This window comes from Acaryochloris marina S15, assembly GCF_018336915.1.
Classification (GTDB): domain Bacteria; phylum Cyanobacteriota; class Cyanobacteriia; order Thermosynechococcales; family Thermosynechococcaceae; genus Acaryochloris; species Acaryochloris marina_A.
The window spans coordinates 5,815,722-5,828,090 of the sequence record NZ_CP064923.1 but is presented as its reverse complement, the minus strand read 5'-3'; the positions used below and the strand labels follow the sequence as shown (position 1 = coordinate 5,828,090).

The following is a 12,369-nucleotide window of genomic DNA, read 5'->3' as shown; positions in this document are numbered from 1 at the left end:
TTTTTTTGCAAATTTTGGAAATGTTCTTGCTAAGTGTTACTTAGTTCTGCACAGGGCCATGAGTTCACCCCATCCAACTTCAACCCATGGACAGTCAACTAGAGTTGCACTGATTTCTGTCCATGGTGATCCTGCAGTTGAGATCGGTGCTGAAGAAGCAGGAGGCCAAAACGTTTATGTCCGCCAAGTGGGTGAAGCGCTAGCCCACTTAGGCTGGCAGGTGGATATGTTCACCCGGAAAGCACATGCCCAACAAGCTGAGCAGGTCCAACATTGTTCCGGTTGTCGCACCATTCGCCTAACTGCAGGTCCTACGGAATTTGTCAGTCGAGATGACATCTTTGGCTATTTACCCCAATTTGTTGATGAGGTTTTAGGATTCCAACGGCAAGAAGCCATTCAATATCCTTTGGTACACACCAATTATTGGCTTTCTAGCTGGGTCGGTATGGAGCTGAAAAAGCACCAACCACTAGCCCAAATGCATACTTACCATTCCTTGGGAGCCATCAAGTATGCCAATGTTCCCAATATTCCTGCCATCGCGACAACTCGGCTCGACATTGAAAAGAAGTGCTTAGAAGCAGCGGACTGTATTGTGGCTACCAGTCCCCAGGAAAAAGCGCATATGCGATCGCATCTTTCATCCCTGGGCAATATCCAGGTTATTCCCTGCGGCACCGACATTGATCGCTATGGAGCGATGACGCGAGCAGAAGCGCGCCAGAAGTTGGGTATTCCTCCAGATGCGAAAGTCGTGTTCTACATTGGTCGTTTTGACCCCCGCAAAGGCATTGAAACCCTCGTCCGAGCCGTGGCGCAATCCCAATTTAGAGAGAATGACACCTTACACCTGATTATTGGGGGCGGGAGTCGACCCGGAGAAAAAGATGGTTTAGAACGCGATCGCATCGAGGGTATCGCTCAGGACCTCGATCTGGCAAACCATACACAATTCCCTGGGCGAATTAGCAATGACGAATTGCCCTACTACTATGCTGCAGCCGATGTCAGTGTAGTGCCGAGTCACTATGAACCCTTTGGCCTAGTAGCCATTGAATCAATGGCGAGTCGAACACCTGTCATTGCCAGTGATGTAGGCGGGCTCCAGTTCACCGTTCTACCTAATGAAACCGGCTTACTAGTCCCCGCCAAAGATAATGCTGGATTTGCCCAAGCCATTGACCAAATTTTGGCAGATCCAGCCCTGAGTAAACAATGGGGACTAGACGCCCGCAAACGCGTAGAAACGACCTTTAGCTGGCAAGGTGTAGCACAACAGTTAAGTCAACTCTACCAACAGCATATTTTATCAATCACAACCTAAACCGATTGCGGTTGAAGCGATAAACACCCGTTTTTTTGCCTCTTAGCAATTGTTATACGAAAGTTATACCTATTTTTATCTGACGAAAACATGTTTGCAAACATGGGACTGCCATAGTAGATGAGTTGGCCTACAGTAAGTATTTTTTACTGAGCGCCAAATACGATTCACTGGACCGATTAGCCATGTCTTACGCCACATTACTCAAAGAACATGTTTCCACTTCTATTAAAACTAGTTCTGTTGCTCGTCAAAGCTATCAGCCTTACATATTAGTGATGCCTGAGTATGTGACACAAAGCCAACAACAATACATGGAAAATTTGTTTCAAGTTATTTGTGAAGCGATCACTTCCAATAAGTATATTGTTCTAGATTTTAAGAACACTCGCTTGATCGATAGCTATGGCGCACAAGTGCTTGCAGAACTCTTTCAAACAGCCTACAACTTCACAGTTGGACTAGGTTACATCCATTTATCAACTCAACTGGAGTGCCGTCATTCTATTACTGGCTATTCTCCATTAGCTTCATTTTAAACTAATAGATTCAATCTGAACTTAATCTATTTTCTAATTTTATAGATCCAAAAATTTAAGCTTCAGAATCAATGAGTTGCATAAAATTTTATGCAACTTATTTCTATTAAAAACATAAGAAATACTAATCGATCAATCTCTTGACATTGCAGCTAAGTAGAGAGAATAAGCTAGGAAAATAAGACACAAAAGTACATCTTTCAAGACACATAGAACACACAAAAGGTATTTGTTAATGAGAACTATAAAATCGTTTTTTTTGAGTGATGGAGATGATATTTGGGGTGGCTGGGAAGATCTAGTCGACTATATTGTTTACGGCAAAAAAGGTAACGATAAACTCTACGGTTATAACGGCAACGATACCCTCTTTGGTGACGAAGGTAATGATGAGATATACGGCAGCTTAGGGGACGATTCCCTGGATGGTGGCGATGGCGATGATACCCTAAATGGCGGTGCTGGAGACGATACCATCAGCGGCCGAGGCGGCAATGACCTCATCTTTGGAGACGTCAGTGACGATTTCCTCTATGGCAATGACGGCAATGACACCATCTACGGGTTCGAAGGCATCGATTTCTTAGATGGCGGCGCAGGCAAAGACTCTCTCTATGGTGAAAACGATAACGATACCCTCTATGGCCGAGGGGGAGCCGACCTTCTGGATGGCGGTGCAGGGGATGATGTCCTCTACGGTAATGGCGGTAAAGATATTCTCTATGGATACACAGGCGAAGACAAACTAGAAGGGGGCAATGGCAATGACACCCTCGATGGTGGCATTAGCAACGACGAACTTTGGGGCGGCAAAGGCAACGACTCCCTGAATGGAGGTGCTCAAGATGATGTGCTCGACGGTGTGCGATCATCCAACAACAGCCACACAGGCGTCAACACCATCGATACCTTATTAGGCGGTGAAGGAGCCGACACCTTTGTCCTCGGAGATTCCATCTCGGCCTATTACGATGATGGGAATGCCACCACAGCTGGCGACAGCGATTATGCCGTTATTCAAGACCTCAATCGTCTTCAAGACAGCATTCAACTCCATGGCAGTGCCAGTGACTATGTAGTCTCCGATATTCCCACCAGCCTGCAATCTCAATTTTCTGGCGACAATGCCGGCATCTATCTAGACACCAATAGCAACGGCACCTGGGATAACACCGATGAACTGATCGCCGTCGTCGAAAACGTCAAAGCCGACAGCCTCGTACTCTCTGCCAACTACTTTGACTATACCGATAACCCTAATGCCACTGACTGGCATCCGGCTAATGATTCCAATTGGGAACTGGTCTTTCAAGATGAGTTTGATGGTACATCCTTAGATGATTCTTTCTGGAATACTCGCTATACCCACCATAATCACTACAATGGTCGGACCAACCTCTGGAACAACGAAGCCCAATACTATGTAGGGGACAACGAAGTCATTGATGGCGTCACCTATGACGGTATGGACATCGAGAACGGTACGCTCAAACTCCTCGGCCAAAAACTGGACCAAGGCATTGCCGCTGATATCATCGACCCCCTCGCCGGTTACGCCAATACTCAAACCTTCGACTACACCTCCGGGATGATCTCCAGCCACAATAAGCAAGCCTTTACCCACGGCTATATGGAGATTCGAGCTCAAGTTCCTAGTGGTGAAGCTTTATGGCCCGCCTTTTGGATGCTGCCCACCGATGGCGGCTGGCCTCCTGAAATTGATGTGATGGAAGTCCTCGGTGACCAAACGGATCGCATCTTCACCTCCCTGCACTACGTCGATGGTCAGTCCAATATTTCCTCGGAAAGTGGGGAGCAGGTATTTAGCAATATTGACTTCAGTGCTGACTTTCACACCTTTGGTGCCCAGTGGGATGCCGATAAGATCACCTGGTTTGTAGATGGGCAAGCCCTGTATGAAATCACCCATGATATTCCCGATGTGCCCATGTACCTGATATCCAATCTGGCGATTGGTGGAGATTGGCCTGGGCAACCCACTGCCAACACCCCCGACCAAAGTGCTCTCAATATTGACTATGTGCGGGTCTACCAAGATGCCTCTGGCATTCTCCATGGTGGAGTAGCCGATGATATTTTGAGTAAGGATTTAGGCGACCTGGCCGGAGAAGCAGGAGATGACATCTTGACCGGTGGAACGGGGGACAATCACCTAGATGGTGGCATCGGGGACGATACGCTCTGGGGCAGTGAAGGTCTAGACACCATGATGGGTGGTCTCGGTCTGGATCAATTCATCTTGGGAGATGCCAGCAGTTTGTTCTATGACGATGGCGATGTCAACACCAGCGGTATGGCGGACTATGCCAATATCCTCGATTTTGCCCTCAGTGATGATGTAATCCAATTGCAAGGGAGTGCCACAGATTATGTGCTGGGAATGGCTCAAGATGAAGTCTCCACAGAAATCTGGCATAAGCAATCAACAGATGAGTTGGTTGCAGTGGTTGCCGATGTTACTCTCAGTGACTTTAGTCAAGGATTTGCCTTTGTCTAATGAACAGGCATCTACTTGAATGATCCTAAAAAAGACCCCAGCAATGCTGGGGTCTTAAAGCGCGAACTATTCTACTCAAACTATGGGGCTTAGTCAGCAGCCTCAGACTAGAAGCTCATCAAAGCTGCAATTTGACCTACAATCCCTTGTCCAGTTAGGACTTCAGTGACCACGGCCAAGGAAAAACCAACCATTGCAAGACGACCACTTAAGGTCTCTGCAAAGCTGGTGAATCCAAAAGTTTCATTCTGTGTGCTCATGACATGTGACTCCGTAATTGCTAGGCGTTTTGCCTGATGGATACGATTGTAACGACAATACAAAGAAATAACAATGTTTATTTGACAATGTTGATCATTTATATTCTCTATGTATCGATAGCTACGAAATCAGACATAAGTGTGCTCAAATCCTTTCTCTAAGGAAAGTATGAGTTTCAATCTAAACTTCAGATCTCAAGCCTCACCGTCTCCATCAGAAATCCATCCTTCTGCTATCCATCCCCAAGTAGCTTTATATTGAGATGTTTGTAACGGCATATGTAAATTTGCTTTTACACATACCTGATTCCCAGTTTGATCAAATTCTTGGAGCAACGATTCTGTCGCAATGCGGTTCCCAATGCGGTATCTAAACCTCAGTCAGTCGTTCAGCCTCAGCAGGCTGTGTCCCCACGTCACTCGACTGAGCCAAGTAGACCCCCAATAAGACAACGAAAAAGGCTGTCCATTTAAATAGCGTCAAGCTCTCTGCAAACAGCACCCAAGCCGTCAGGGCTGCTAAGACTGGATCAAGGAGCAGCAAGATGCCAACAAGTCCTGATGACAGCCGCTTCAAACTAAAGGCTTGTAGTCCTTGACCTAACACTTGGCAAACAATGGCGAGACCAATCACTGATAGCCAACCCGAAGCTGAGATCGGAAATAAGCGGTCTTCGGTGAGTAACACCACTGGTAAGGTCCAGATTGACCCCCACAGACAGCACCATTGGAGGATGGTATTGACCGAAAACTTAGTCCTCAGTCGCTCAATAATCATCAAATTGGCGGCAGAAAAGACTGCTGATAAGAGGGAGGCCAGATCGCCTGTTAAATGGGAGGTGGAAACCTGGAGATCGCCCACTCCCAAAGCAACAGCCCCTGTCATAGCCACCACTAGCCCTAAAACAAAGCGGCGATCGAACCGCTGCTGTAACAGTAACCATCCGCCCAGGGTGGTGAATAAAGGGGTGAGATTATGCAGCAGCGTTGAGTTGGCCACTTCTGTACGAGTCAGAGACCAAGCCCACAAGGCAATGCACCCCCAAAACATCAGGGCAGCAGCGACGAGTAATCCTTGATCCCGTCGGGTATATTCGATCTCTTCTATGGCGTCTGTAGGTCCTCGGAGACTCTCCCATTCATGCCAAACCCAAAGGACAATATAGGCCACCCAAAAGCGATTAAAGATGGTCGCGAAGGGTCCCAGTTCTCGTTCGCTTAATTTGATAAAAATAGCGGCCAAGGATAAGGCCACAATCGCCCCTAGCATGGCTAACAACGGGAACAGTTCTGCTGAGAATCTCCAAGGCTGCTTGATCTGCAATAGTTTGGGTGTCATAGGGTGCACCTTTGCTTCAACGCACAAACTGAGACTCCCTAAATTGTTTTAGGGATATTTTTGATGAGAAGCGAGTTAAAACGCTAACGAATCTAAAAAATACTTTGGCTAGAGCATTAATCGCCCTATTTGCTTACAATTGTCTCACCCTCTTGCAGCCTTAAAAATTTCGATTTGAGCATTCAAGGTAAGATGCAGCCAGCGTCAGGGGAGATCACGCCAGGTTATAAGGCAGGTGGTTAGAGATAAAGCTTGCCAATCAAGGGTTTAGAGGTTGCCGACACCCTACACTAAAATGATGTAAACCGATAAAAAAACTATTCAACAAACACTTTAATTTCATTGATTTTTGCTACATCTAAACGCAGAAGCCATATAAATGCGATATCTACATAGAAGCTTGTAAATCCATCATCCACCTACTCCCCTTCGGTTGCTTATATGTGTTTGTTACCGGTCAGCTCAATATGAACATCTCTGTAGATGCCCAAATCCCATTCCCCAGATCCCTTGTATTTGCAACTTACCGGGACAAGCTACAAGAACTCTTGCCCTATATGGACAATGTGCATCATATTGAGCCCAAGACCTATCGCCAGGAAGATCAACGGGTGATTTGTACTAATGAGTGGCATGGGGGCGGTGATATTCCCACCATTGCTAAGGCGTTTATCGACGAGCAAATGCTGTCTTGGACCGAACATAATATTTGGAATGAAGCAGATTTTTCATTGGAGTGGCGGATTACCACCCATGCTTTCACCGAGGCGGTGTCTTGTTCCGGCAAAAATCTGTTTCGAGAGCAGGGAGACACCACCATTGTCGAAAACAGGGGAGAGCTAATCATCTACCCCCAGAAAATTGATGGCATTCCCGACTTTTTACGGAGTCAAGTAGCGGGGTTTGTGGAAGAGTTGCTGAGTCAGAAGATTGGCCCTAATCTCACCCAAATGGGGATAGGGGTTCGCCGATATCTAGAAAAAACGACCCCTTAGCTAGACTGGATAACGCGATCGCTGCAAAGGTTCAGCAGAATTTTGCAGTCGGTACCGCCAAAGCTAGAACACTGCTTGCGAGCTTCTTGCTCAGCCACCTGAATGTCTTCGCTCCACGCCCAACCATAGGCCCCAGATGTGGCGCGAACTACGCTCCCACAGGCATTTTTAAACCAAAACAAGGCTTGGCAATCTTTGGCAGGGGCACGCTGATTACATTCTTGTAAGGCCCGTTTTTCAGCTTCAGCTTGTGACGGATAACGCAACCCATATCCATAGATACCTGTGGGGATGGAATAGGCGATGGCAGCAAATTGCGACTCAACAGGTGGAGAAGCTTCTGGCGTCGGACTGGGTGTAATGTCTGGCGTCGGGCTGGGTGTGACGTCCGGCGTTTCACTGGGCGATACGCCAGGGCTAATCTCGGTGGGATCAGGATCCTCAGTACGACCCGCCAAAAGGCCAGCCATCACAGGCCATAGCTGTTGAACTGCCACAAAGCTGACCACAGCAGACGCGAGTGCGATCGCACTCAGTATCCCTACTTTTTTCGGGGTAAATCCGGGCGATGGCTCTAGAAGAGACTGGGTTGGAGCTGCGATATCCGTCGGCTGCACATTCGGCGGAGGAGTAGGTTGAGGTGTGGAATAGACGGGCGCGGGTGGAGGAGGCGGAACGGCCGCATCAGCCACCGTCTTCATACTGCTATCTCGCAGTGCTTGTAAAAAGTCAGGCGCTGAGGCGTAACGATCACGGGCAGCCAAGTTGATGGAGCGATCAAGAACTGTGGCAAGCCCCGGTGACACGTTCAGCACCGATTGATGCCAGCGTAACTGGCTGGTCTGGGGATCGATATTCAGCTCATGGGGAAATTTACCCGTGAGCAAATAAATCGCGGTTAGGCCCAAACTATAGAGATCGCTCGCATAGGTGGGAAATCCTCGGGATTGCTCCGTAGACATAAATCCAGGAGTACCAATTACCACCGAACTTGTCGGCTGCCCCTGGGCATTTACCACGGTCCCGAGGGTTTCTTTCACCGCCCCAAAGTCAATCAAGACGGGTTTGCCATCCTGGCTGCGCAAAATAATATTTTCCGGCTTAATATCTCGATGAATAATGCCCCGTTGATGGATCAGATCAATAATCGGCAGCAATCGCATCAAAATATCGAGTACGGTCGCTTCACTCAGAGCTTGTTGGGTCTGGATCACTTCTGCTAGGGTTCGCCCTTCAATCAGCTCTTGGACTAAATAGTATTGATGGGCTTCCGTAAAGTAGGCATACAGCCGGGGAATTTGATCTGATACATCCCCCAAAGTTTCCAGGATGGCTGCTTCTCGCTGAAACCGCTCTTGAACCAGGGTTTGAATCGATGGGTCAACACTCACGGGCTTGAGCTGCTTCAAGACACAACGACGCCGGGAAGGCATATGGGTGTCTTCCACCAAAAATGTGGTGCTAAAACCACCGCCCCCCAAAACATCCAGAACTTGATAACGGTTATTTAAGAGTTTGGTCATAACAGCTCAGTCTCAACCCGTCTCTCAGTCATAACTTGAGTCTGACCTCAAGCGCTATTTGTATATGTGTCAGTCTGCCCCCATCACCGCAAAAACTTGCGAGTTCGTGGCTTGCCCAGAGAATCACCCGTTGCCAAAACGGTAACCCTCCTTTTATTGTGATTGAGCTTACTTATTGTGTAAATAACTCAGACGACACCCAGGGCAGGAGCCGACCCAAAACTCACCCATTATTGGGAGTTCTTGAATTTAGACATTAATATAGTGTTTAACTTCCCCTTATTTAGCGATTGGCAACCGTTAAACTATCTCTAAAGTTGTGATCAAGACTCGTTACCCACGACAGGAGTGCATGTGCCGTACTTAGTGGCTCCCCCTAATGCACCAAATCCCAAATCCTACACTTTGGTTACAGGATCCAATTCGATTGGCCGGGGATTAGATAATCATATTGTGTTGATGCACCCGAGCTTATCGCGTCACCATGCTGAGCTCAAGGTCCAAGAAAATGGTCAAGCCGTTCTCAAGGATCTAGATAGCCTCAATCATACCTATGTCAACGATCAGCCGATTCAGCAATGCCAGCTCAAAGATGGTGATCGGGTCCGGTTTGGGACCATTGATATGCAAATCACCTGGAACTTGACGGCTACCATTCCTGAGCCGACTTCCCCCAATCCACCACCGGATCAGTCCCTGTCCATCATTAGTCGCTTTGCCCCTGAAAATACTCGAATTGAACTGCAAGATTTACTAGAACCTGAAGCTCCCGGCGAATCCGGCGTGGGTTTGAAGCTCAAACAACAGGACGATCAAACTCGCTCGGTTGATAAGCTCAAAATTTTGCTAGAAGTCAGTCAACAGCTATCGTCTCCCAAAGAATTAGAAGAACTGCTCGATAAAATTCTGGATTTGCTGTTCGAGATTATGACCGTCGATCGCGGTTTAATTCTCTTGGTCAATCCCCAAACCCAAGAGCTAGAACAAAAAGCGATCAAATTCCGCAGTGGCATTCCCACCGGACTCCGCTTTTACAGCACTACCATCACTAATTTTGTCTATGAGTCGGGAGAAGGGATCCTAACGGATGATGCCGCCCGCGATCGCAGGTTCCATGAATCGCGATCCATCGTCCAGCAGGCGATTCATGCCGCCATGTGCGTCCCCCTCAAACCCAGAGATGAAGTGATTGGAGTCTTATACACGGACAATCTCTCCGTCCGTGCCCTCTACTCTGGAGAGGATTTGGAATTTTTGGCTGGATTAGCGAATCAGGCTGCGATCGCAATCGACAATGCCCATCTCTACAAAAAAATTCAAACGGAAGCCGTTCTACGCACCAAACTAGAACGCTTTTTCCCGCAAAACGTCTGGCGAAAATTGAGTGAGGAAAGCCAATTAGAGGTGATTGACACCAAAGTCACCGTCGTCTTTGCTGACATCAGTCGGTTTACAGAGCTATCCTCTCGCCTCGAACCCCGCCAAGTCATCACCATGCTAAATGAATACTTTAGCGTCATGGTTGAGGGCATCGTCTTTCGATTCGAAGGCACCTTAGAACAATATATCGGAGATGCCCTCTTGGCCGTCTGGGGAGCCCCCTATCAACATCCCAACGACGCGGAGCGGGCAGTCAAAGCCGCCATCGCCATGCAAAACGCCGTCTCCAAACTCAATCAACGTTGGGCTAAACGGTGGAACTTTAACATTCAGATTCATATTGGTGTTAACACCGGCGTCGTTGCTGCCGGCAATATTGGTTCTGAACAACTCTTCCAGTACGGCACCATTGGCAATACCACCAACATCAGTAGCCGTATTTGTGACGTGGCCCGCGCCGGTGAAATCCTGATCTCCCAAAGCACTTTAAATGAGCTACATCAATGTGACGCACCTCTCCAACAGTTGACTCCAGTTCAAGTTAAAGGCATCCAAGACCCCATTCAACTGTATCGTCTGCTCTGGAACCAGAAAAATCCCCCTGCCCAAGGGCAAGCTGTAATGGCTAGCAAACCTTAAAATCTTCTGGTGCAGTCCTAGCACTAGCCATCCCACGGCTAGTGCTAGGACTCCCACTTATCTATTAAGCATTCACAAACATCGTTTGAGATGTATATCTTTCTGTCTAATTTGTATAGGCAAAAAAACATATTGCTTGAGTTTTATATATCTCCGATAGAAATTAAATCCAACTATCAGCTTATGACATAAATACTCCATGATTTTCAAGTTAGATAGCATTCCTTTTTGGGCAATATTGGAATATCCAATCTGAATGAAGAGTCATTCTTTTTCTGCTTTCGTACTCACGACAAATAGAAAACTTACTCTTTCTTAGCAAAGATATTCTATAAAAGAATACTCCGCAAACACCAGATTGAGCACATCAAATTGACCAATGTCTAGGAGTCTGTCATGAGAATGGAATTCAAAGGTTTTCATCCCAAAGATGCAAACAGCGATGTCACTATAACCCTTACAGAAAGCGGAATTGAATACTCTAACCCCAGCACTCGGGCTTTTCAATTTATCGCCTATACACAGGTGGCTGGCTTCTCAGGCTGGTTACCCACCTATGGCTCATTACACATCTATAGCAGCAATCCTAATCTCACCATCCACCTCAACTTTCCTCAAGAAGTTGCCGAAGATTATCTGCGTCAAATCCAAGATATTCTCAAAGAAAAGGTTGGACCAAAAACTACAAATCATTTAGTTGCTGCTATGGCTTAATTAATAGTCAAATCCAAACTATTTTCAATAAACCTTACATCTATCTGAGGCAATTTTTGCTGGAGTTTGTCGTCTTTACTCCGCTCAATTGCCTTTTTATTTGGGCATCCTAAGAATAACTGATAAAAAAGCTGGATTTTCAATCCCTGATAACAAAATGACGACTGGACTGCTCATTGGCCAATTAGCCAGTAAATTTGGTGTCTCTCCCCAAGCGATTCGCTATTATGAGCAACTCGGGCTACTCAAACAACCTGAACGGAATCGATCCGGTTATCGACTCTACACCATAGCAGCCCAAGAGAGATTACAAATTATTCGCAGTGCCCAAAACTTTGGCCTTTCCCTCCATGAAATTAAAGAACTGCTGGACATCGGCGAACAGTCCAAAGATGCTCAACAGCGCATGCAGCAGATGGTGGCCTGCCATATCGAAGACTTAGATCAACAACTCACAGAACTCAACCAAACCCGACAGCAGCTCGGACGCCGGTTTGAACAATTACAGCAGCTTAGCACCGTCGGCCCCCAATCCCAATCTCTCTTAAAACTGCTGCAAACGATTGAAGACCAAAGTCTGACAGTCCTTGAGGGAGACGAAGATATCAGCAGAGGCATGCTGGCAAAATATGCCGCAGGCGAACGCCATTTTGCGGGCCTGAAGTTGATTGGTGCTAAATTAAGCGGCACCTTACTCAGCCATGCCAATTTCAATCGGGCTGAGCTGATGCTAGCGAGTTTGAATGAAGCCGCCCTAGAGCAATGCACATTTCGAGAAGCCTATCTCAGCGGAGCCGATATGATCGGGGCCTATCTCAAACAAGCTGACTTATCCCATGCAGTTCTCATTGGCACAGATTTAAGTGAAGCCACCCTCACCGAAACCAGTTTAATTGGCAGCAACTTGGGTGGTGCCTGTCTATGTGAAGCCGACCTGCGAGGTGCCAACCTCAGCGAAGCCATTCTCATGGGAGCCAATTTGCAGGGAGCAGATTTACGAGGGGTTAACCTCTTTGGCAGCAATTTAATCGATGCCAATCTTGAAGACGTGATTGTGGATGAACCCATCGTGGTTGATAACTCAACCGTTAGCTATCCACAACCTGTTCCTTAATCCATATCTCAACCATCGTTT

At 47.2% G+C, this 12,369-nt stretch carries 10 protein-coding genes; 7 read left to right on the top strand and 3 right to left on the bottom strand.

Annotation, left to right across the window (positions count from 1 at the left end; translation table 11 throughout):
• Positions 1-58 precede the first annotated feature (58 nt).
• The 3 genes from I1H34_RS26670 (at position 59) to I1H34_RS26660 (ending at position 4,384) form a co-directional block, all read left to right on the top strand.
• On the top strand, positions 59-1,327 hold the full coding sequence (locus I1H34_RS26670; RefSeq protein WP_212663849.1) for a glycosyltransferase: 1,269 nt from the start codon (positions 59-61) through the stop codon (positions 1,325-1,327).
• Between the two features lie 185 nt (positions 1,328-1,512).
• The gene (locus I1H34_RS26665) at positions 1,513-1,866 is read left to right on the top strand and encodes an anti-sigma factor antagonist (RefSeq protein WP_212663848.1); all 354 of its coding nucleotides are present in this window, start codon (positions 1,513-1,515) and stop codon (positions 1,864-1,866) included.
• A 235-nt stretch (positions 1,867-2,101) separates the two neighbouring features.
• Positions 2,102-4,384 carry a family 16 glycosylhydrolase gene (locus tag I1H34_RS26660; RefSeq protein WP_212663847.1) on the top strand — a complete coding sequence of 761 codons (2,283 nt, stop codon included), beginning with the start codon at positions 2,102-2,104 and terminating at the stop codon, positions 4,382-4,384.
• A 107-nt stretch (positions 4,385-4,491) separates the two neighbouring features.
• On the opposite strand, the gene I1H34_RS26655 is transcribed toward I1H34_RS26660, so the two are convergent.
• Positions 4,492-4,644 carry a chlorophyll a/b-binding protein gene (locus tag I1H34_RS26655; protein WP_212663846.1) on the bottom strand — a complete coding sequence of 51 codons (153 nt, stop codon included), beginning with the start codon at positions 4,642-4,644 and terminating at the stop codon, positions 4,492-4,494.
• 370 nt (positions 4,645-5,014) lie between these two features.
• A complete protein-coding gene (locus tag I1H34_RS26650; RefSeq protein WP_212663845.1) occupies positions 5,015-5,983 on the bottom strand; it encodes a DMT family transporter in 969 nt (322 codons plus the stop codon).
• Positions 5,984-6,450: 467 nt separating this feature from the next.
• On the opposite strand from I1H34_RS26650, the gene I1H34_RS26645 reads away from it, so the two are divergent.
• The gene (locus I1H34_RS26645; RefSeq protein WP_235110979.1) at positions 6,451-6,978 is read left to right on the top strand and encodes a hypothetical protein; all 528 of its coding nucleotides are present in this window, start codon (positions 6,451-6,453) and stop codon (positions 6,976-6,978) included.
• On the opposite strand, the gene I1H34_RS26640 is transcribed toward I1H34_RS26645, so the two are convergent.
• Entirely contained in the window at positions 6,975-8,501 is a 1,527-nt protein-coding gene (locus I1H34_RS26640) for a protein kinase domain-containing protein (RefSeq protein WP_212663844.1), read from the bottom strand. The genes I1H34_RS26645 and I1H34_RS26640 overlap by 4 nt on opposite strands.
• 354 nt (positions 8,502-8,855) lie before the next feature.
• Between I1H34_RS26640 and I1H34_RS26635 the strand changes: the two genes are divergently transcribed.
• The 3 genes from I1H34_RS26635 (at position 8,856) to I1H34_RS26625 (ending at position 12,348) form a co-directional block, all read left to right on the top strand.
• The gene (locus I1H34_RS26635; RefSeq protein ID WP_212663843.1) at positions 8,856-10,520 is read left to right on the top strand and encodes an adenylate/guanylate cyclase domain-containing protein; all 1,665 of its coding nucleotides are present in this window, start codon (positions 8,856-8,858) and stop codon (positions 10,518-10,520) included.
• A 396-nt stretch (positions 10,521-10,916) separates the two neighbouring features.
• On the top strand, positions 10,917-11,234 hold the full coding sequence (locus I1H34_RS26630; RefSeq protein ID WP_249369671.1) for a hypothetical protein: 318 nt from the start codon (positions 10,917-10,919) through the stop codon (positions 11,232-11,234).
• A 157-nt stretch (positions 11,235-11,391) separates the two neighbouring features.
• Entirely contained in the window at positions 11,392-12,348 is a 957-nt protein-coding gene (locus I1H34_RS26625; RefSeq protein ID WP_212663842.1) for a pentapeptide repeat-containing protein, read from the top strand.
• Positions 12,349-12,369 lie beyond the last annotated feature (21 nt).

Bases quoted from the DNA above. Each gene is read 5' to 3' on its own strand.
- I1H34_RS26640 (WP_212663844.1), bottom strand. From the start codon at position 8,501: ATGACCAAACTCTTAAATAACCGTTATCAAGTTCTGGATGTTTTGGGG.
- I1H34_RS26665 (WP_212663848.1), top strand. From the start codon at position 1,513: ATGTCTTACGCCACATTACTCAAAGAACATGTTTCCACTTCTATTAAA.
- I1H34_RS26630 (WP_249369671.1), top strand. From the start codon at position 10,917: ATGAGAATGGAATTCAAAGGTTTTCATCCCAAAGATGCAAACAGCGAT.
- I1H34_RS26645 (WP_235110979.1), top strand. From the start codon at position 6,451: ATGAACATCTCTGTAGATGCCCAAATCCCATTCCCCAGATCCCTTGTA.
- I1H34_RS26650 (WP_212663845.1), bottom strand. From the start codon at position 5,983: ATGACACCCAAACTATTGCAGATCAAGCAGCCTTGGAGATTCTCAGCA.
- I1H34_RS26660 (WP_212663847.1), top strand. From the start codon at position 2,102: ATGAGAACTATAAAATCGTTTTTTTTGAGTGATGGAGATGATATTTGG.
- I1H34_RS26625 (WP_212663842.1), top strand. From the start codon at position 11,392: ATGACGACTGGACTGCTCATTGGCCAATTAGCCAGTAAATTTGGTGTC.
- I1H34_RS26655 (WP_212663846.1), bottom strand. From the start codon at position 4,644: ATGAGCACACAGAATGAAACTTTTGGATTCACCAGCTTTGCAGAGACC.
- I1H34_RS26670 (WP_212663849.1), top strand. From the start codon at position 59: ATGAGTTCACCCCATCCAACTTCAACCCATGGACAGTCAACTAGAGTT.